Consider the following 16,791-nt stretch of genomic DNA (forward strand, 5'->3'; position numbering starts at 1 on the left):
CAAATCGTTCGGCCGGCATGGTCTATGACGTAAGGACCGTGATGTTCAGTGCCGGCAACGTATTCCCACTGGTCCGGTAACGGCTTTGTCTGGCGCGCCCTCATTCTGCCGCCATCGCGATTTGCGCCGGCTCTGCGGTGCGCCTTCGTCCATAATCGCCTTGAAGCTGGCCAGCGCTCGCTTGAGCCGATCCGGCGCGGATTTGGTCAGAAGAATGGAGACGCTTTCCAGACGCTCAGAGCGATCAATTGGATCGACGGTCTTCGCGATGATCTGGACGCCGCCGAACACGGCGTTTTCCGACATCGCAACGTCGATCACGTCTTCGATTATGGTATGAGCCATGTTCAGGCCCTCCGCGCGGCGAGACGACGGGCGCGGCCAATCAAGATCACGGCGCGCGCGTTGACGGCATGGATCTCTCCGCCGAAGCCGAAGTGCCGGCGAGCGTTATCGCGCTCCTCGTCGAGAAGCATTTTCCCGACGGCGATCACCTTCTGGTTGTTGTAATCTTCAAACGCCTGCCAGAGGGACGGCCAGATGTTTTCCAGCTCCGCAGGTTTGGCGAGCAGGCGATAGGCCCGCGCCTTGATCATCTCGCGCGCTGTCTTGATCGCGCGAGCCCTGATGTTCTTCACGGCATCGGCGAGAGCGTCGTCGCTAGGCCGTGGTGACGAATTCGGCGTTTGGGGGATTCTCGCGAGGATCTTTCCATGATTCAAGGCTGATTTTTGGAGATCAGCCTTGATGATTCGGGATGTCGATGCGCTGCGAGACGATCAATGGGAGCGGCTTTGTGATCTTGTGCCAGGCGGAAGAGCCGGCCAGCGCGGGCCGCGCTGCGACAATCGACGCTTCGTCGACGCGCTGTTATGGATGGCCCGCTCGGGCGGCCGCTGGCGCGATCTGCCCGAACGCTTCGGCGACCATCAGGCGGTGAAACGCCGCTACTATCGCTGGATCGAGCGCGGCGCCTTGGACGGATTTCTTGAGGCATTCACCGCCGAGGCCGATCTCGAATGGCTGATGATCGACTCAACAATCGTGCGCGCCCATCAGCACGCGGCCGGCGCAAGGATCGCCAAAGGGGGGCGGATGCCCAAGGCCTGGGCCGCTCTCGCGGTGGTTTGAGCACCAAAATCCACGCCGCGACAGACGCACTCGGCAACCCCGTTCGGCTCCTTCTCGGACCTGGGCAGCGCAACGACATCACAAAAGCGCACGCCCTGATCGAAGGCTTTGCGGCCGATGCGATCATCGCCGATAAAGGTTATGACGCCAATCACTTGCGCAAGGCTGTTCTTATGCGTGAGGCTGAGCCGGTGATCCCATCAAAATCCAATCGCCGCGCGCCGCTCCCCTACGACAAGGCGCTCTACAAGGAGCGCAATCTCGTCGAGCGTTTCTTCAATAAACTGAAGCAGTTCCGGCGCGTCGCAACCCGATACGACAAGCTCCTCGCAAACTACCGAGGCTTCGTATTGCTCGCCGCTATTGCTATCATGCTCAGGTAATTCGTCACTACTGCCTAGCTTCTTGGCGCGCAACGAACGGCCGGAGATCAATATGCGTCGGCGCGATCGGGGACGCGGGCGGGGCATAAAAAGCGACTGCGGGGGATGCGTTGGCCATGTCGGCGCTCCATCGGGTTGATGGGAAAAGACTATGGGAAAACTACCATCTCGTCAACATAGAAATGGGAGGAAACCCATTTTATTTGCGCGCGCCGATTCGTGCTGCTATCCTACGCATGCAAACGGGAGGCGGGTGCCCGCTCTCGACGTCGCGAATGGGGTCCGGGCTCGATCTTATGGCGCGCTGAAAGTCCATTGCCACACTGCGAGAGCAAACATACCAGTTGCCCACTTCATTTTTATTCTTTGCGGATCAGGGTCGTTTAGTGTGAAGGCGACAAATCCGATTCCAATTAAAGCAAATGCAGCTGCCGAAACTCTGCAACCCCATTTTCTCAAGGAGTTATTCGTGATGATTAAGCTTATCGGGGCGCACCCGGCGGCGACCATATTAAAAATTAAAAGAAGATGTTCGATTGGCGTCATGAGCGCTCCAATCAGTTTACTTCGACTTCAACACTCTAAATAATCTTTACGACAGGGAGCTTCTTGGTGGGGAGGGCACCGGCCATTGCAGTCTTTCCTAGGCTTTGGAGCCAATCGGAATTGCTGCGCTCCTGCCTGGGAACATACTCGTGCGATGTTACGGAAGCGCCACCAAGTTGTTACATGGCGCATGAAAAAGCCCGGCGCTGGGCCGGGCTGAGTCTTAGAAATGGTTTCAATCTCCAAGAAGAAAATCAGGCGACGCGCGCCAACTCTTCCAAGCGGACCAACAAATCCAAATGATCTTTGGTAGGCAAAGGCGCAGCAGAATAGAAAACATTTTCCTCAAACGGAAATCCGACACGCCTTTCCACGATAAACGGATAAGGCTTTCTGCGGTCTGATGATATTTCAAATTTATCGCAATCAAGATGAAAACTAGTCAGACGGTATTTGACGTGAAATTTGTTTTTCCAAGTTTTATTGAAAAGATCAACCACAGCGAGTGCCGGTTTGATAACCGCAGGAAGATCAATTTCGGATTTTATAATTAAAGAACTTTCATAATGTTTTTCAGGCTTTGCAATTATAGATTGTACAAGACCAAGCTCCGCGTCGCTCCACGCAAGTAAGTCGCTTAAAAATGCATCCAGTAAATCGGTATCACTTCGGGAGTTAATGATAATACCATCATTATATATTGATAGGTCCTCGATTTGGGCATTCATAAATTTTCCCATGCCGAACGTCTGCGTGGGTTCGGATAATTTATCCAGTGAAGGAACACGCGCAAAAGAATACCGATTAGCAAGCTTTACGGCAGCGTCAGGAAGATATAGCTGACCGCCGGGCCGGGTCAACTGAGTGAGAAAGATAAGCCGGCTGTTCTCTATGGCTGCTAGATTCATTACTCGCACTCGTTTTGTCTGCTTGGTACCCAGCGTCCGTTCGTGCGCCTAAAGAGCGCAGCGATACTTTTTGGGCTATCTCCGCCCCCGCCGTAGTGGCAGATGCGTAGTTGGCTCTTTGCTCGTTTTTGTATCGAGCAATCACATTTTCGTAAGGTTCGATGATCACCGAGAGTCGGGCGTCAAGAGCTTCTGCCAGTTTGACCAGTGTTTCCAATTCCCATTTTGCTTCAAGGGAGCGTTCGAGCCGAGAAATAGAAGATTGTTTAGTTCCAACGAGTTTGGCTAAGCTAGCTTGATTTATGTTGCGCAGTTTACGTAAATTTTTTATTTGCGCTGGGATGTCAATTTCGCGCTCAGCACGGAAAAAATGGTTGCGAAAATTACGACTCTCCAATTCTTTCGGCAGCCCAAGCTCAGTGATCACCGTTATGGATGGTTGCTCGGTCAAGCTTTATATCCTTCGCCCTTGCTATAGCTAAGTCGATTTCCTTAGGTGGAGTTTTTTTGGTCTTCTTTTGGAAGAAATGAAGTATACAAATTCTCCCTTCATGGTAAAAAAATAAAAATCTAAACTCTTGTTTGTTCCATGAAATCTTTAGTTCTGTAATATCTTTAGAGACCTTTTCAATCCTGAGTCCGCTAGACGCTCCGGGCTGCGCCAATTGAAGGCGGCTCAAACCCGCCTTACAGCGAGCCCGCAGGATCTCATTCGACGCCTCCAGATCAGACCAAACGGAGTGATACCAATCTATCGGGATCAAAATATCACGTGGCTGCTATTTTTCAAGCTCAATATCACCGACGAGGCAAAATATAACATAAGCGTCATATCCTTCGCAGCCCAATTCATCGAGCAATCCAATCGTAGCTTATGGCACGTTAAATATACAGCAACGCCGCGAGCGCTACCGCTGCGCCTCATCTTATCGCGCGGTGCAGGCCATGTGGGATGGGTCCAGCTTTCGGACCGTGTGCCGACATCTTGGCATTTGTAGCGCACTTTATGCGCGGCTTGATCATACGGTAACATTGCTGCTCCGATACTACTCACGCCTGGGTTAGGGAATATCGGGCTCTAACCTGGGTCAAAAAGTGCGGGGTTGCACCCGCCCGGGAGCCGGGCCGTTTCGCCACCCCCTTCTTGCTACCCGCAGAAGGCCCAACGATCGTGTCCCGGTAGTGATAACTGCCCCCGCCGCTGTTGGCTCAGCGAGCGGGGGTTCCTTTTCAAAAGCCAGGGACGGGATCGCCTAACGGGCGAGTGGCCTGGCGCGCTCACCGCCGCGCTGGCCCCGACAGCTCGTGTAGCCGCGGTCAATGTTTGCGGGATGAGTTTATTTCAGCGGAATCGGCCTGTTCAAGTAGGACGCGAGCAATGCGCCGAGCTTCGTCCGGCGCGACGTGGATGGCGATGGCCAGCCCTTCTTTGAGCCCAAATTCTTCGGCGGCGAAAAAAAAACCGTATCGCGACCTGGCCGTCTGGAGCGGCCACAAATTCCGTACCCACTGGTTCCAATTTGATGCAATTGCCGATAGCAGGCTTAGTCAATTACCCAATCCCCGTTCCTTTAATTTGTCGGTATCTCGCCAACGCCGCGATCGCTACCGCTGCGCTTCAATCTTGTCCCTGGCGGCGCTCGCCATAAATTTGGACCGGCTGAGCTTCCGCCTCGCCGCTTCCTGGTCGATCGTCTCAAGCAAACCCGCGTCGATCATCAGATTGACCTTCACGAGGCGTCCGCTCTCGAGAAGCAGTGGAATTAGAACGGGCATTCCGCCCTGCGTGAGCCCGATTGACGTAAGGACGTCGCCAACGGACCTAGCCGTAGGGATCTCGAAAGATCCGTTCGCCTTATGCGCCATGACGTCGCGAAGCGCGCTGGTGACGCTGGCGATGGCTTCGTCGGGGGTATTGCCGGCGCCGACGCAGCCGGGGACGTCTGGGATGCGGACACCCCAATTATTGCCGCTTCCGTCCAGAATCCCAACATAATGAGCCATGGAAGTCTCCTAAATCCACTCCGCTGCTTCGGCAATGGATTGCGCCGCGCCAATTGTAAGTTCTTTCCTCCGCGGGACAACGATCATCACGCCGGGGAAATCCCCGTTCACGAATCGATAGTGGCCGGCGACCGCAATATTGATCCAGCCCTCCCGTTCCAGGCGCGCGATGATCCTGCGCACGTTGGTCTCGAGCCCTAGCATGGCGCACCCTTTAGTTTGCTGCCCGTGCACGTAGGCAACGACAGGCACTGGTGTGTAACCCTGATGCGCAGTAATGAATAGTTTGTAGGCGCAATTGTTTAGTTTTCGGACCTAGTCACATTTTGGCCTAAAAGTCACTTCGTTAATCAACCCATATGAAATATTGGCGGTTGATACTAGTCAGAAGATTAATAATTCTTTATTTAATATGCGTGACGGGAATACGTTTAAATACATAGTAAAATGTAAGAGTTCGCAAATGACAGTAAATGCTGATTGCGTTATTTCTTTTCTTTCGGATAAAATATCTGACTTGTCTGAAACGTTAAAGTGCGAATATTGTCAGTCCTGTCAGTATCTGGACTGCGCTCGAGCTCTTGCTCAACAATGGTTAGAACGTATTCAGCCGCAGCCGATACTACCTCTCGAGGCTGGCCCGCTTGAATTAAAGCTAGCGTCCCTTCAAGAATTGCCAGTACGTCTTCCCTGTGAAAAGTTCCATTGATCATAAAACCCCTATCCCCTCGCGCAGCAGCGCGATCTGTTTGCGCCGGGAGAGCGGCGACTGAATGGTTTGGCAGCGATTCGGGCTCCTTCGACCAAAAATTTTCCGGTGTCGGTCTCTCGCCTGCGCCGTTCATCACATAACCAAGGAATCTAGGATTAACGGCCATCACCACGGCCGTGACAGTCTCGATTTTGCCGCCGCCTCGCTTGATCACGTCACGCACGAACGTGTCGCCCAAGTATGCTTTCCCAGAGGCCTCCTTCATGTTTAAGCCGGAGGCCTCGTGAAATTCGCAAAATCGTTTTCTGACTCGTTCATCCATAAGGGGGATTTTGCCCATTCTTCCTCCCATCGTCGAATGGGAACTTTCCTCTTGATATAATGGGCAAATACCCATTATCGTCCATGCATGACCGATACTCAGAGCCTCCTCGACGAAATTAACCGGTTTCTCGCTTCGGGCGCGATGGCCGAAAGCACCTTCGGCCGCAAAGCCGTGAACGACGGAAAACTAGTAGCGCGATTGAGACGCGGCGGATCTGTCACGCTGGAAAGCGCCTCGCGAATTCGTTCTTTCATGGCCACGGCCAACAACGCCCGCGGCTTATCCAGGCCGGCAGAGGGGGCGACGGCGTGACCCTCGCGCTCGATCTCCGTCAACCCATAGCCGACATCCGCGATAGGGCATCGGTCCTACCGAGACACGTCCTTATGGCTGTCGAGGATAGCGTCGAGATCCTGCTCAACGTTCTTTTCATCGGGATCATCGTTGCGGCGTATCCGCTGCGCGCGGCCTACCGCTGGTCTAAGCGGACAAAGAGGATCCGGACATGACCCGGCATCTCGTTCTGACCCTTTGGCGCGATCCTCCCCGCGCCCACCTGCGGACTGTTGCGATCGCCCCACGACCCTCGTCCGCCTTTTCTTTTGGAAAGCCCTCTCAAAGCAACGGAGGCACAGCATGATTTCCACTTTGCTCGCTCTCGCCCTGCTTGCCGTCCTCATCGTTCTTATTCGGTCCGGCGATAGGTCTCCCCCTTTCGGGGCCGCTAACAACGACGTCGACGCCGAGTGCGGCCGAGACCCTCTCTAATGTTCGGTTCCCTTCCAGCAAAGCCGCTGTGAGGTTTCGAAAAGACTTTTCTAGTTTACGCCGGGCATCCATCCGGCTTGAAAGTTCAGAGACGACCGTCTGCGCTCCAACGCCGAGGGTTTCGAATTCAGAATGAGTACCGAGTTCGTTTTTCGTACCGATCGACATTCTCAATAGCTCCTTCCGTGACAAGCGAAGTGTGTCACGGGAGGCTTTGATGGATCGTCAAAAGATTTTGCAAGTGGATCAAAAAACCATGAGTAGCGCAGCATTCGTTGATGAAGCATCTCAATGGACCGAGGAGCTCGTGAAGCACGAGTCTCGCGGACGTGGAGATAGAGGCGACGCGCTTGTCCGCCTCGCATTCAGCCTACGCGTATCTCGTTCGACGCTTTGGACTCTTCTCTATCGGAAACCAAAAGGCATCGACACAGCGGTTTATTCCAAATTGCAGAAGGCACACGACGCAATTGAATGCCGTCGCCACCGTGAGGCCGCCGCATTCGCTAGAACGAGGGACTTCGACATTGAGCTCTATGGGGCCGTTACGGCAACAACCGAACGTTACGCGACCGCCTCGTTTTTGGCGGACACGGAGTTTTATAGCGCGAAGGCTGCTTCGGATCGCAGCACTGCTGAATATATCGGCGGCGTCGGTCGCCCCTTGGATGAGGATTCTGGCGAATGAACCATCAGATGTCGACGATGTTGACCGCTGAGCGCCTACGCGAGTTGCTTCATTACGATCCTGAGACCGGTCTCTTCACACGCAAAACAACGACTAGTAGTCGCGCTTCGGCAGGCGGCGTCGTGGGCTTGCGTCCAACAAAAAAGGGATATTGGAGCGTCTGCGTCGAAGGCCGTCGATATCTATCGCATCAATTGGCTTGGTTCTGGATGACAGGCCAATGGCCTGATCCAGAATGTGACCATCGCGACACTGATCCTTCGAACAACCGATGGGTTAACCTTCGGGAAGCCACGCGGTCTCAACAATGTGCCAATCAGCGCAGGCGGTCTGATAACAGTTCCGGGTCAAAAGCGTCACTTGGTGCAAGCAAACCCGCAAGTGGAGATCTGTCATCCAGGTCAGGGGCAGAAGACATGACCTGGGACGATCCGACTGCCCTGCAGAAAGGCATTTCGCTTACATCATAGCCGCCAACAAATACTTCGGCGAATTCGCGAGGGCCTCATGATTTATTACGCTCGCAATCTATGTGGCGCAGTCATCGAATGGGGTGTCGTAGCCCTGATGACGCTCCTCGGAGCGGTGGCGCCGTGGAAGATCGAAGCCATTGATCGGAATCCGGCATAAAGACAGAGGAGAGTAAATTGGCGAGACCGGTTGGATCTAAAAATAAATCGAAGAATGGAGCGGCCGCGGCGCCGAAGTCTCCGAAGAAGGCGACCGCGCGCGAGCCCCGGGTGCCGGACATCGGCCATAACAGCGGCGAGCCGCTGACTGATGAGCAACAGCAGGCGCTCCATTTTCAACACACCAAAAAAATACGAGACCGCGCTCGCGGCGAAGAAGAAGTCCGACGCTGATTTCAAGAACGTCTGCAAGGCTGCCACCGCTGATCTGGGCAAGAGAGCGGTCGACAATATCAAGCTTGGCCTCGAGCTGAAAACTCCCGAAGGCGAGGCCCGCCTCAAGGAAGCGATGGCGTCTCAAATCATGGTCGCGCGCTGGTCCGGTCTGCCGGTCGGGCACATGGACGACATGTTTCCCACGGACCGCACCCCGATTAACGAGCGCACACGCGCCGATGGCAAGCGCGCCGGTCTCGCCGGCGAATCCTGCAATCCTCCGCGCCATCTGACGGGCACGCTCATCTCCGAATGGACGGCTGGCCACGCCGAAGGGCAGGCGGTCAATCTCTCGGCCATCAGGCAGAAGCCTGCGGAGGATGATGACGCTGATCTGCGGCCCGGTTTCATGCGGCGCGATGATCCCCTTGCGGATGTCGACCAAGCCCAAGGTGATTTTCACTAATGGTCATCCTGGCTCTTGATTTGGCGGAAAAGTGCGGATGGGGCGCCGGGCTCAATGCCCGAGTCCGGTTCCGTCCAACTGATCAAATCTGGCGCGCCGGTGAAAGATCTTCCGGCCGCTGGAGCTGCGTTCGTTCGGCGCCTTATCAAGACCTACGAGCCGTCATTGATCGTGCGAGAGGCTCCGCTGCCTCCGCGATTCAACGGGTTCAGCAACACCAAAACCTTTGTTTCCCAGCATTTTCTCCACGGCGCCGTCATCGCCATCGCGGGCTTTTATGGCGTCGATGACGTCGACGCTGATGTGACGACGTGGAGAAAATTCTTCTGTGGCCGGTCGACCGCGAACCCGGCGAGCAAGCGCGGCGTAATGAAATCATCCCGTCAGAAGACAGAAGACCGGACCGCGAATAAGGCCATGGTTCTGCATCGGGCGAAGCTGCTCGGCTATCTGCCGATAGGGTGCGAGGACACCGATAGGGCCGATGCGTGCGGTATTTGGGAATTCGGCTGCGGAACGTATGGCCGCGCAGCGCCGGCGCCTCTCGTTATGTATGAGGCGTGCGCATGATGGCCGAAGTCGTCCAAATCGCAACCCGCGCCAAAGCTGCCCACGTCTGGGAGCGCAGCGAAGATGAATGGTATGTCGAACCAGAAATCTGCACCGCCGCGCTTTTGCGTTGCGAACGGTTCATAGGCCATATCTGGGATCCGGCTTGCGGCGGCGGCAACATCCTCAGGGCTGCTTCGGCCAATGGATATCAGTTCCAGCTCGTGGGGACCGATATTAAGCAGCGCGGCGATCGCGCATTCTGGTTCCGCGGCGAGCAAGATTTCCTGAACTGGGCTGGTCAGCCGCTCGCCCAAAATATCGCCATGAATCCTCCTTTCGGCCGCGGGGTTTTGGCGGAGGCCTTTATTCGCAAGGCGCTCGATATCGCCGTCGGCAAGGTCGCGGTCTTTGTCGATCTGCGCTTTCTTGGCGGCGCCGGGCGCGCGGCGGGGCTGTGGAACGACAATCCACCCGATCGCATATGGATGTCACCCCGCGTCCGTCCTGCCCGCCGGGAGCCTACCTTGAAGCCGGCAATAAGGCCGGCGGCGGGACCGCCGATTATGTCTGGCTGGTGTGGGACATGACCACGCCTTTTCGCGGCACGTCCTGGGATTGGCTTTCGACCACACCCGCTGGAGATGCGCAATGACGGCGCATAAAATGATCCGCGAGCCTCTTCCCGCGCGTCGCCGCGCTGAACTCGTGACCCTCGATGTCAACGGGTCGCCTTTCTATGAAGTAGGCATCGGTCGCTATGACGACGGCCGCCTGGCGGAAGTTTTCATCAGCTGCGTTCGTCCCACCAGCGAATCGGCGGAAGTCGCCCGCGACGCCGCTGTGCTGATTTCTATAGCCCTGCAGTTTGGGGTTCCTGTCGAAACCATGCAAGGCGCCATCACACGCGTCTCCGATGGCTCCGCTGCGTCGATTATCGGTCGCGTTCTTGACCTTTTAGATGGACGAAAGCCGCCAGCGCAGGACCGCTAGCGGCTTTCTCGACAACCATCCTCCCGAACGAGGCGGTAAATCTATGATCAACTTCAGCGAAATATTCACGGGCGTCAATCGGTCCTCGATCGAGGAGGGCGCAAAATGACGATGCTTCCCCAAGAGACTTCATCGGGCGAAAGCCTGCTTGAACAAATCGTGGCGCGCCGGCGAGAGTTGCGGGCGAAATTCTTTCCACCACGTCATGTCGTTGAACGCATGGAGCGCGAACGCGCCGAGACCAAAGAGCGCGCTCGTTTGGCGGCCGAAGAGGAGCGTGAGCAGCTTCGCCGCGCCGAGAAAGCTGCGGAGGCCGATCGGATGGTGAGGGTTTGGAAGGAAAAAAACCCAGATACATCCATGATCGAGGTTTTCACCCCCTTCAGAGACTTGGTGAATGCCGTCAGCGGCTTCTATGGCCTTTCAGAGTCTGACCTTGCCGGTCCATCTCAATGCGCTCAAGTCGTGTTGGCCCGACAGGTTGCCACGCTCCTCTGCCGCGAAGAACTCAGATATTCGCTTACGAAGATCGGCGTGAAATTCAATCGGGATCATACGACCGTCGGCCACTCGGTCGAAAAGATCGTTCAACGAATTGCTGTCGATCCAGAGTTCGCCGCGGCCGTTGACGCCATCCGCCAGGAGATTGGAGAGCGCCGCAATGTCCGGTAAGCCCGAATTCTCTGCCGAGGAAGAGCGCCGGCGCGAAGTGTCCGACGAGCTTCTGCAGGAATATTCTCTTTACCTAATCCGAGCCCAGAGCACGAGTAAGGCCGAAGATTGGGTTGAGGCTGGCAAGGCCTTCGACCGCTTCAATGACGCCTTGATGGCTTGCTCGTCGTGGAGCCCGTTCAAGGCTTCGGTTCCCGTTACATTCTGAAGGGGTGGAGATCGTCATGAACGACGCGGGTAAACTCGATTTCGGCGCTGATGACATCGAGGGGATGGAATGAGGGAGCGGGTGACAAACGCGCGAGCCCGAAAGGTCGTCGCATGCATTATTGAAACGCTCGATAGGCGGGTTCCGTGTGAAAGCCTACCATATCTTGCTTGGTGTGCTGCCGCGCGCCGGATTTTGTGTCCGAGTCTCGGGCTCAAGCCATTTGAAAGCCGCGCAGAAGCCTGCCGGTGGCTTCGTGGAATGGCCGAAGAATTCCTATCGGCGACATCTAGCGAGGCCGCCGCATGAGCCGAGCGCCCGCGCCCATGCGCCATTCAATAACTGCCCAAAAGACCGCCGTGGATCGGCAGATCGAGCTCCTCGGCCGCCTCGGGCATCGCCAGGCCGGCTATGCGACGGAATCCGTCTTCGAGCTCCATCTCGACCAGTTGCGCGCCGCCGCGAAAACGATGACGTGGCTAGAAGCCAACGAAGCCGATATCCGCGCCGGTCTGGCGACAGTGAAGGTGCTCGGAAAATGAGTCCTCCCTGGATGCCACTTTATATTGCCGATACCGAGCATCTCTGCGCGGCCGAGAGCGGCGCTTACATGCACCTTATCATGCATTATTGGCAGCGCGGAAAGCTTCCCATCGAAGATCGCTTTCTGGCCCGCATCGCGCGCATGTCCGATCGCGAATGGGCGAAGGCGAAGCCGACGATTGCAGCGTTCTTTGGGGCCGATTGGTCTCATAAACGCATCGATTCCGAGCTGGAAAAGGCCGCGCGAAAATCCGATGCACGCGCCGAATGTGGATCTCGTGGAGGAACTGTTAAAGCACTGAAAACAAAAGAGACGACAATAGCAAAAGCCACTATTTTGCCAGACCAAAATCTTAGCAAAACGGAAGCAAAAGCCCTAGCATCTTTCTTCACAACCAGATTCACAGCCAGATAAAGGAAGAAAGAAAGATGCCGGCCCGCCGCTTCGCGACGGCATTTTTCAAGATCTTCTGGTCGCCGTCGACAGGCCTATGGCTGCAGCGCCAACCCAGGAGGCTGATCTATTCCGGCGAGGAAAAGAAATCCTCGGGCCGAGCGGCGGCGGCATGATCACAAAACTGCTGAAAGCCAAGTCCGGCAACGTCAATCTTGCGAGGGCCGCCCTTGAGACGGCGGCCACCAAACACGATGCCCGCGAGTACGTCGCCGCAACAATCCGCGGCTCGCCTGAGGCCAAGTCTGAGGCAGAACGAAAAGCTGAGCTTCGAGCTCGCGGCGACGCCTGGTGACCGCAAATGCAAACAATCTCCGAAATCCTTCAAAACCACCGAATTTCTCTGAGGCGCCAAGGACATGGAAACCATCGAACGACCTGCCCGAAATGCAGCGCCACCCGCCGAAAGAAACACGACGCGTGCCTCTCCGTCTCGATCGACGGGAAGGGCATCCAGTGGAGCTGTTGGCACTGCGGCTGGGATGGCGGCGAATTCTTCGACAACGATTTCCACCGAGGCGGTGGCGTGGGCCAAAACGCGGCGCCTCAGCCGGGAGACCTTGGAGCGTCTCGGCGTCGCCTCCGGTACAGCGTTTTACCCTGAACTGGGGCGCAAAAGCGAAGGGTTGTTTTTCAGATATCCCGATGGCTGGAAATCGCGGTCGATCCCCGAAAAGGCTTTCGTCGCTGGCAAAGGGTTCAAGCTTTCGTTTTGGAACATCGATCGCGTGATCGCCGCGGCCCCCGCTCGCGTCTACATCGTCGAGGGCGAGTTGGACGTCCTTGCGCTGGTGGAGGCAGGGGTTTCGCCCGACGCCGTGCTCTCTGTTCCGAACGGCGCAAAAGAGCGCCCTGCCGACGCGCCTGAAACCCAGAAAGGATATGAATACGTCGACGAGGCGCTGAGCGCTGGTCTGAATCGGGCGAAGGAATTCGTTTGGTGCGGGGATAGCGATGGGCCCGGTCTGTCGCTCCGCGCCGACATGGTGCGGCTGCTCGGTGCCGCCAGATTCCATTTCATCAACTGGCCGGAGGGCTGCAAAGACGCAAACGACATGCTGATCACCGATGGCCCCGCCGCGGTGAGGAGCTTGGTTGAGGAGGGGTCTTTGCCTTGGCCCGTGGCCGGCCTTTACCTGATGTCGGAGCTCCCTGAGCCCGCGCCGCTGACCCTATGGAGCCCAGGCTTCCCCGAATGGGAGAGCAAGGTAATGCTGGCGCCGCGGACACTGTCAGTCGTCACCGGCCACCCCGGCCACGGCAAGAGCGCTCTTTGGGCGCAAATATGGTTCAATGTCGTTCGGGAATATGGCCTCAAAATATGCGTCGCATCGTTCGAGACACGCCCAAAACCGCATCTGCGCCGGTGGCTTCGAACGTTTTATTGCGGCGGCCTTGAGAAAAATTTAGCCGAGGCCGAAATAATTGCCGCCGACGCTTGGATTGACGAGCATTATTTATTCGTCGCGCACCCCGAGCAAAAGCCGACGCTGGAATGGTTTCTTAGCATGGCCGAGGTGGCTGTAATTCGGCACGGCGTTAAAATTATTCAGGTGGATCCCTGGAATCGGTTGGAGGGCGCGCGCCAGAGGGGCGAGAGCGAAACTGAATATATCGGCCGCTGCCTCATCGCGTTTCATTCCTTCGTCAACGATCTCAATTGCCACGGGCAGATATTGGCGCATCCGGCGAAAATGGAAGGGCCTCGCCGCGGCACGGCGCCGGGGTTGGAGGATATTTCGGGGAGCAAAAATTGGGAAAATATGGTGGACCAGGGATTCGTGGTTCATCGCCACGAAATATTCGACGGCGGAAACCGAAAAACCGAAGCGGTTCTTTACCAGCGTAAGGCCCGGTTCGAGGAATTGGGGTTCCCCTGCAAATTAAATCTGAATTATTCTCTTAATATAGGACGATATGTTTCGACAGATTATGGCGACGCGCCCTAGAAGCTGTTGAAGATTTCGCAGGCCTTGACGTTCTGGCTTTCGGCGGATCAACGCTTGAGGCAATATGGACAGGTGAAAGGCTCGCGGACTTCTGACGGGGTCGGGGACCCTCGGATAACGCGAAGATCGGATCAGTCGCGGGCGCCCTCAGGCGGGGTTGTGAAAGCTGTCAATCCGATCGCGCCCCCAATAAATTGAAGAGTTTCTGGCATCACTTGATCCCTGCGTCTATCATGGCGTGCCAAATAGCCAGCCAATTGTCAGAATGGTCGATATCAAGGATTGCCGCTCTCATCGCTCGGCTCGGCTCGCGCATGCATCCGATTAACTCGCGCGCTCTGTCCCGATATGCTTCTGCCAAACCGAGTGCCTCGAAATTCTTCTCGTCCGGCAAATGCGCCCCTTCGAGAGGATATTCCTGGATGAAAAGCGCCCATGCAACGCGCTCAACCATCTCGCTCATTGCAGAATCCCCAACCATACGAAGACGATCAACCAACCAAGTCCAAAGATGGGGATTCCCCACGAGGCAAAGCGCTTGTTTCGGCTGGTTCCTAAAAGGAGCACAATGAAAGACACCAAGAAAGAAAACGCAATTGTATTGTCATCAACACTCATGTCTATTCCAGAGGCACTTCGTGTAGCGACGCCATCGGGCAACCCAGACACGGCCTTTTGATGCTAGAGCTTAAAATACCGACTGTGACAGGACCGTTTCTATTTGAGAGAAAATGGTTTCCGACGTAGCAATCCGGATGTCGGGGGGTGTTGGGGGTCACCGCCGCGCCCTGATGGGATCACGCCTGTGGGTGCATCATCGGCGCCGCGCCTGTTCGGTTTTTTCAGTTTTGCACTGGTGGATCGATTAAGATAACGGGCGCGGCGCCGGTTGGATGGGCCGCCTCTCGCGGTGCGCCCTCAATTGTGCGATCATCTGCAAATCACCTACCCGCACGAATAATCGAGAACGACCGGTGGCGGCATGACGCGCAAGCCCTCTCCCAGCAAAAAAGCCAGATCCAAAGCGTTGCCCGCAAAGGCTAAGGCTGTTTCCGCTGCTGGACGCCCGTCGACTTATTCCGAAGCCATCGTCGAGCATATCTGCGCGGAGCTGATAAATGGCAGAAGCCTCCGGCAAATCTGTATCGACGAGGGAATGCCAGTGCGTTGGTTGGAGCGATATGACGATTTCGCCGCCAAGTACGCGCGCGCGAGAGAGTTACAGGCCGATTTTATGGACGACAAAATTCTCGAGTTAGCGGACAATTGCACGGCGGCGACGGCGCGGGCTGATCGCGTGAAACTCGCTGCCTACCAATGGCGGGCATCCAAACTGAAACCCAAGAAATACGGCGATAAGGTCGAACTCGAGCACGGTTGCACCGTGGGCGTGAAGTTCATCATTGAGGGCTGACGTCTTCCTGGGGAAGTTGAAAGTTTCGGTGCCCCAAAGTCTTGCTCTGATGAGATGACGCGCGCAATTCTAGTCCCCATGGCTGAGCGCAAAGCGTATGTGGATCCGTTCCCCAATCTAGGACGGCGATCTCTGTTTGCTCCATTGGGAGCTGCGTCCGGCGCAATCGCCCGCGAGCCAGATCGCATCGACGCGGCGAAGCAAACGCTCACAAAGGCCGAGAGCGTTACGAAACCTCCCAAAGCAAACGTAACGCCGGCGCCGAGCAAACGTAACGCTGGCGGCCGAGCGCGGGAACACGAGACGCCGGCGCAGCGCCAGAAAGCTTATCGTGAGCGCAAGGCAGCTGAGAAAGCCGAGAAAGGTGAAGCATGATCAACGAAGATGATGTGTCGGAGGTATGGGGGCCAAGGCCGTGAAATGCGGGTTAACGAAGTTCGAAAATCAATTGCTCGATCAATTTCGGCGCCCTTCTCTGAGGGTGCGCCGGCCGGCCCTGAAGGTGGCGCCGCTGAAGCAGTGGCTTCGAAGCCGAGCCAAGGTGAGGCCGAAGCGCGAAGGGGCCAAGCCGTGATCTATTTCATCAATGTCTATGAGGAATCCGGACTACTGATTTATGGCATGCCATGGGCCCACAAAGGTGATTGCGAGCATTCTGCGCTGTCGTTGGGAGGACGCCCGGATCATTTATCGCCTCATCGTGCGTATGAAGGCTCGATCGGCCATCTGATGGAGATCCGGTACAGCTACAAGAATGCGCCGACGGTCAAGCGCTTTGCTCAAAGCGACGCCTTTATTCGTGGGCTTATGGGGCCTTTCGGCTCGGGCAAGACCTCCGGCTGCATTATAGAGATCATCAAGCGGTCGCTCGCCCAGAAACCGGGCCGCGATGGAATCCGGCGCTCCCGCTGGGGCGTGATCCGCAACACCTATTCCCAGCTGTCCGACACAACGATCAAGAGCGTCCTGCAATGGCTGCCCCCGATCCATTTCGGGACGTATAATAAATCGGACCACAATTACCTCATCACAGGCTTCGAGAACTGCTCGATAGAGATCATGTTTCGGGCTTTGGATCGCCCTGATCAGGTCTCGAACCTCCTATCGCTCGAGTTGACCGGCGCCTGGGTCAACGAGGCGCGCGAGGTGCCGTGGGCCATCATCGAAGCGCTGCGGCCGCGTGCGCCGCTACCCGCCGATGATTGATGGCGGTCCCACGTGGTTCGGCATCAT

General features: G+C 56.2%; 26 protein-coding genes and 1 pseudogene. 17 read left to right on the forward strand and 10 right to left on the reverse strand.

Annotation, left to right across the window (positions count from 1 at the left end):
* Window positions 1-45 precede the first annotated feature (45 nt).
* Window positions 46-345: a hypothetical protein gene (locus tag WDN46_10140; protein MEJ0093778.1), complete on the reverse strand. Its 300-nt coding sequence runs from the start codon at window positions 343-345 to the stop codon at window positions 46-48.
* 2 nt (window positions 346-347) lie between these two features.
* Entirely contained in the window at window positions 348-596 is a 249-nt protein-coding gene (locus WDN46_10145) for a hypothetical protein (GenBank protein MEJ0093779.1), read from the reverse strand.
* A 151-nt stretch (window positions 597-747) separates the two neighbouring features.
* Here WDN46_10145 and WDN46_10150 point away from each other — a divergent pair.
* Window positions 748-1,514, forward strand: a pseudogene (locus WDN46_10150) (IS5 family transposase).
* 294 nt (window positions 1,515-1,808) lie between these two features.
* On the opposite strand, the gene WDN46_10155 reads toward WDN46_10150, so the two are convergent.
* The 6 genes from WDN46_10155 to WDN46_10180 all read right to left on the reverse strand — a co-directional run bounded on the left by WDN46_10155 (window position 1,809) and on the right by WDN46_10180 (window position 6,024).
* On the reverse strand, window positions 1,809-2,060 hold the full coding sequence (locus WDN46_10155; GenBank protein ID MEJ0093780.1) for a hypothetical protein: 252 nt from the start codon (window positions 2,058-2,060) through the stop codon (window positions 1,809-1,811).
* 254 nt (window positions 2,061-2,314) lie between these two features.
* On the reverse strand, window positions 2,315-2,920 hold the full coding sequence (locus WDN46_10160; GenBank protein MEJ0093781.1) for a hypothetical protein: 606 nt from the start codon (window positions 2,918-2,920) through the stop codon (window positions 2,315-2,317).
* Window positions 2,886-3,419: a helix-turn-helix transcriptional regulator gene (locus WDN46_10165; GenBank protein ID MEJ0093782.1), complete on the reverse strand. Its 534-nt coding sequence runs from the start codon at window positions 3,417-3,419 to the stop codon at window positions 2,886-2,888. Before WDN46_10165 ends, WDN46_10160 begins: the two co-directional genes overlap by 35 nt.
* 1,154 nt (window positions 3,420-4,573) lie before the next feature.
* Window positions 4,574-4,972, reverse strand: coding sequence for a type II toxin-antitoxin system HicB family antitoxin (locus tag WDN46_10170; protein MEJ0093783.1), 399 nt, complete (start codon window positions 4,970-4,972; stop codon window positions 4,574-4,576).
* A gap of 9 nt (window positions 4,973-4,981) precedes the next feature.
* Window positions 4,982-5,176: a type II toxin-antitoxin system HicA family toxin gene (locus WDN46_10175; GenBank protein ID MEJ0093784.1), complete on the reverse strand. Its 195-nt coding sequence runs from the start codon at window positions 5,174-5,176 to the stop codon at window positions 4,982-4,984.
* 281 nt (window positions 5,177-5,457) lie between these two features.
* Complete coding sequence (locus WDN46_10180) at window positions 5,458-6,024, reverse strand: hypothetical protein (protein MEJ0093785.1); 567 nt, start codon at window positions 6,022-6,024, stop codon at window positions 5,458-5,460.
* Between the two features lie 69 nt (window positions 6,025-6,093).
* On the opposite strand from WDN46_10180, the gene WDN46_10185 reads away from it, so the two are divergent.
* Together WDN46_10185 and WDN46_10190 are read left to right on the forward strand one after the other, a co-directional pair.
* Complete coding sequence (locus WDN46_10185) at window positions 6,094-6,321, forward strand: hypothetical protein (protein ID MEJ0093786.1); 228 nt, start codon at window positions 6,094-6,096, stop codon at window positions 6,319-6,321.
* Window positions 6,318-6,518 (forward strand): hypothetical protein, encoded by a 201-nt coding sequence (locus WDN46_10190; GenBank protein ID MEJ0093787.1) that lies wholly within the window; start codon window positions 6,318-6,320, stop codon window positions 6,516-6,518. Before WDN46_10185 ends, WDN46_10190 begins: the two co-directional genes overlap by 4 nt.
* Window positions 6,519-6,624: 106 nt before the next feature.
* Here WDN46_10190 and WDN46_10195 read toward each other — a convergent pair whose 3' ends face one another.
* A complete protein-coding gene (locus WDN46_10195; protein MEJ0093788.1) occupies window positions 6,625-6,945 on the reverse strand; it encodes a hypothetical protein in 321 nt (106 codons plus the stop codon).
* 49 nt (window positions 6,946-6,994) lie between these two features.
* Between WDN46_10195 and WDN46_10200 the strand changes: the two genes are divergently transcribed.
* The 12 genes from WDN46_10200 to WDN46_10255 all read left to right on the forward strand — a co-directional run bounded on the left by WDN46_10200 (window position 6,995) and on the right by WDN46_10255 (window position 14,144).
* The gene (locus tag WDN46_10200; protein ID MEJ0093789.1) at window positions 6,995-7,465 is read left to right on the forward strand and encodes a hypothetical protein; all 471 of its coding nucleotides are present in this window, start codon (window positions 6,995-6,997) and stop codon (window positions 7,463-7,465) included.
* A 507-nt stretch (window positions 7,466-7,972) separates the two neighbouring features.
* Window positions 7,973-8,095 (forward strand): hypothetical protein, encoded by a 123-nt coding sequence (locus WDN46_10205; protein ID MEJ0093790.1) that lies wholly within the window; start codon window positions 7,973-7,975, stop codon window positions 8,093-8,095.
* A gap of 150 nt (window positions 8,096-8,245) precedes the next feature.
* A complete protein-coding gene (locus WDN46_10210; protein ID MEJ0093791.1) occupies window positions 8,246-8,776 on the forward strand; it encodes a hypothetical protein in 531 nt (176 codons plus the stop codon).
* Window positions 8,777-8,830: 54 nt separating this feature from the next.
* Complete coding sequence (locus WDN46_10215) at window positions 8,831-9,346, forward strand: hypothetical protein (GenBank protein MEJ0093792.1); 516 nt, start codon at window positions 8,831-8,833, stop codon at window positions 9,344-9,346.
* Window positions 9,343-9,915: a hypothetical protein gene (locus WDN46_10220; GenBank protein MEJ0093793.1), complete on the forward strand. Its 573-nt coding sequence runs from the start codon at window positions 9,343-9,345 to the stop codon at window positions 9,913-9,915. The genes WDN46_10215 and WDN46_10220 overlap by 4 nt, the downstream gene beginning before the upstream one ends.
* A gap of 61 nt (window positions 9,916-9,976) precedes the next feature.
* Window positions 9,977-10,318, forward strand: a complete 342-nt coding sequence (locus tag WDN46_10225; protein ID MEJ0093794.1) for a hypothetical protein — start codon at window positions 9,977-9,979, stop codon at window positions 10,316-10,318.
* Between the two features lie 105 nt (window positions 10,319-10,423).
* Window positions 10,424-10,990 carry a helix-turn-helix domain-containing protein gene (locus tag WDN46_10230; protein MEJ0093795.1) on the forward strand — a complete coding sequence of 189 codons (567 nt, stop codon included), beginning with the start codon at window positions 10,424-10,426 and terminating at the stop codon, window positions 10,988-10,990.
* Entirely contained in the window at window positions 10,980-11,198 is a 219-nt protein-coding gene (locus WDN46_10235) for a hypothetical protein (protein ID MEJ0093796.1), read from the forward strand. Before WDN46_10230 ends, WDN46_10235 begins: the two co-directional genes overlap by 11 nt.
* 359 nt (window positions 11,199-11,557) lie before the next feature.
* On the forward strand, window positions 11,558-11,740 hold the full coding sequence (locus WDN46_10240; protein MEJ0093797.1) for a hypothetical protein: 183 nt from the start codon (window positions 11,558-11,560) through the stop codon (window positions 11,738-11,740).
* Window positions 11,737-12,156, forward strand: coding sequence for a DUF1376 domain-containing protein (locus tag WDN46_10245; GenBank protein MEJ0093798.1), 420 nt, complete (start codon window positions 11,737-11,739; stop codon window positions 12,154-12,156). Before WDN46_10240 ends, WDN46_10245 begins: the two co-directional genes overlap by 4 nt.
* A gap of 76 nt (window positions 12,157-12,232) precedes the next feature.
* On the forward strand, window positions 12,233-12,490 hold the full coding sequence (locus WDN46_10250; protein MEJ0093799.1) for a hypothetical protein: 258 nt from the start codon (window positions 12,233-12,235) through the stop codon (window positions 12,488-12,490).
* Window positions 12,491-12,677: 187 nt separating this feature from the next.
* Window positions 12,678-14,144 carry a toprim domain-containing protein gene (locus WDN46_10255; GenBank protein ID MEJ0093800.1) on the forward strand — a complete coding sequence of 489 codons (1,467 nt, stop codon included), beginning with the start codon at window positions 12,678-12,680 and terminating at the stop codon, window positions 14,142-14,144.
* A gap of 211 nt (window positions 14,145-14,355) precedes the next feature.
* On the opposite strand, the gene WDN46_10260 is transcribed toward WDN46_10255, so the two are convergent.
* Window positions 14,356-14,643, reverse strand: a complete 288-nt coding sequence (locus WDN46_10260; protein MEJ0093801.1) for a hypothetical protein — start codon at window positions 14,641-14,643, stop codon at window positions 14,356-14,358.
* Window positions 14,644-15,126: 483 nt separating this feature from the next.
* Here WDN46_10260 and WDN46_10265 point away from each other — a divergent pair, with 483 nt between their 5' ends.
* Both WDN46_10265 and WDN46_10270 read left to right on the forward strand, forming a co-directional pair.
* Window positions 15,127-15,558, forward strand: a complete 432-nt coding sequence (locus tag WDN46_10265; GenBank protein ID MEJ0093802.1) for a hypothetical protein — start codon at window positions 15,127-15,129, stop codon at window positions 15,556-15,558.
* A gap of 570 nt (window positions 15,559-16,128) precedes the next feature.
* Window positions 16,129-16,764: a hypothetical protein gene (locus tag WDN46_10270; protein MEJ0093803.1), complete on the forward strand. Its 636-nt coding sequence runs from the start codon at window positions 16,129-16,131 to the stop codon at window positions 16,762-16,764.
* The last annotated feature ends 27 nt before the right edge of the window (window positions 16,765-16,791 follow it).

Origin of the sequence: Methylocella sp., from assembly GCA_037200525.1 — a bacterium.
Classification (GTDB): domain Bacteria; phylum Pseudomonadota; class Alphaproteobacteria; order Rhizobiales; family Beijerinckiaceae; genus Methylocapsa.

Coding starts and splice junctions, on each gene's coding strand:
- WDN46_10210 (MEJ0093791.1), top strand. CDS start 8,246: ATGAGCAACAGCAGGCGCTCCATTTTCAACACACCAAAAAAATACGAG.
- WDN46_10205 (MEJ0093790.1), top strand. CDS start 7,973: ATGATTTATTACGCTCGCAATCTATGTGGCGCAGTCATCGAATGGGGT.
- WDN46_10195 (MEJ0093788.1), bottom strand. CDS start 6,945: ATGTCGATCGGTACGAAAAACGAACTCGGTACTCATTCTGAATTCGAA.
- WDN46_10140 (MEJ0093778.1), bottom strand. CDS start 345: ATGGCTCATACCATAATCGAAGACGTGATCGACGTTGCGATGTCGGAA.
- WDN46_10230 (MEJ0093795.1), top strand. CDS start 10,424: ATGACGATGCTTCCCCAAGAGACTTCATCGGGCGAAAGCCTGCTTGAA.
- WDN46_10175 (MEJ0093784.1), bottom strand. CDS start 5,176: ATGCTAGGGCTCGAGACCAACGTGCGCAGGATCATCGCGCGCCTGGAA.
- WDN46_10215 (MEJ0093792.1), top strand. CDS start 8,831: ATGCCCGAGTCCGGTTCCGTCCAACTGATCAAATCTGGCGCGCCGGTG.
- WDN46_10180 (MEJ0093785.1), bottom strand. CDS start 6,024: ATGGGCAAAATCCCCCTTATGGATGAACGAGTCAGAAAACGATTTTGC.
- WDN46_10225 (MEJ0093794.1), top strand. CDS start 9,977: ATGACGGCGCATAAAATGATCCGCGAGCCTCTTCCCGCGCGTCGCCGC.
- WDN46_10145 (MEJ0093779.1), bottom strand. CDS start 596: ATGATCAAGGCGCGGGCCTATCGCCTGCTCGCCAAACCTGCGGAGCTG.
- WDN46_10250 (MEJ0093799.1), top strand. CDS start 12,233: ATGGCTGCAGCGCCAACCCAGGAGGCTGATCTATTCCGGCGAGGAAAA.
- WDN46_10220 (MEJ0093793.1), top strand. CDS start 9,343: ATGATGGCCGAAGTCGTCCAAATCGCAACCCGCGCCAAAGCTGCCCAC.
- WDN46_10255 (MEJ0093800.1), top strand. CDS start 12,678: ATGGCGGCGAATTCTTCGACAACGATTTCCACCGAGGCGGTGGCGTGG.
- WDN46_10170 (MEJ0093783.1), bottom strand. CDS start 4,972: ATGGCTCATTATGTTGGGATTCTGGACGGAAGCGGCAATAATTGGGGT.
- WDN46_10265 (MEJ0093802.1), top strand. CDS start 15,127: ATGACGCGCAAGCCCTCTCCCAGCAAAAAAGCCAGATCCAAAGCGTTG.
- WDN46_10200 (MEJ0093789.1), top strand. CDS start 6,995: ATGGATCGTCAAAAGATTTTGCAAGTGGATCAAAAAACCATGAGTAGC.
- WDN46_10155 (MEJ0093780.1), bottom strand. CDS start 2,060: ATGACGCCAATCGAACATCTTCTTTTAATTTTTAATATGGTCGCCGCC.
- WDN46_10245 (MEJ0093798.1), top strand. CDS start 11,737: ATGAGTCCTCCCTGGATGCCACTTTATATTGCCGATACCGAGCATCTC.
- WDN46_10235 (MEJ0093796.1), top strand. CDS start 10,980: ATGTCCGGTAAGCCCGAATTCTCTGCCGAGGAAGAGCGCCGGCGCGAA.
- WDN46_10185 (MEJ0093786.1), top strand. CDS start 6,094: ATGACCGATACTCAGAGCCTCCTCGACGAAATTAACCGGTTTCTCGCT.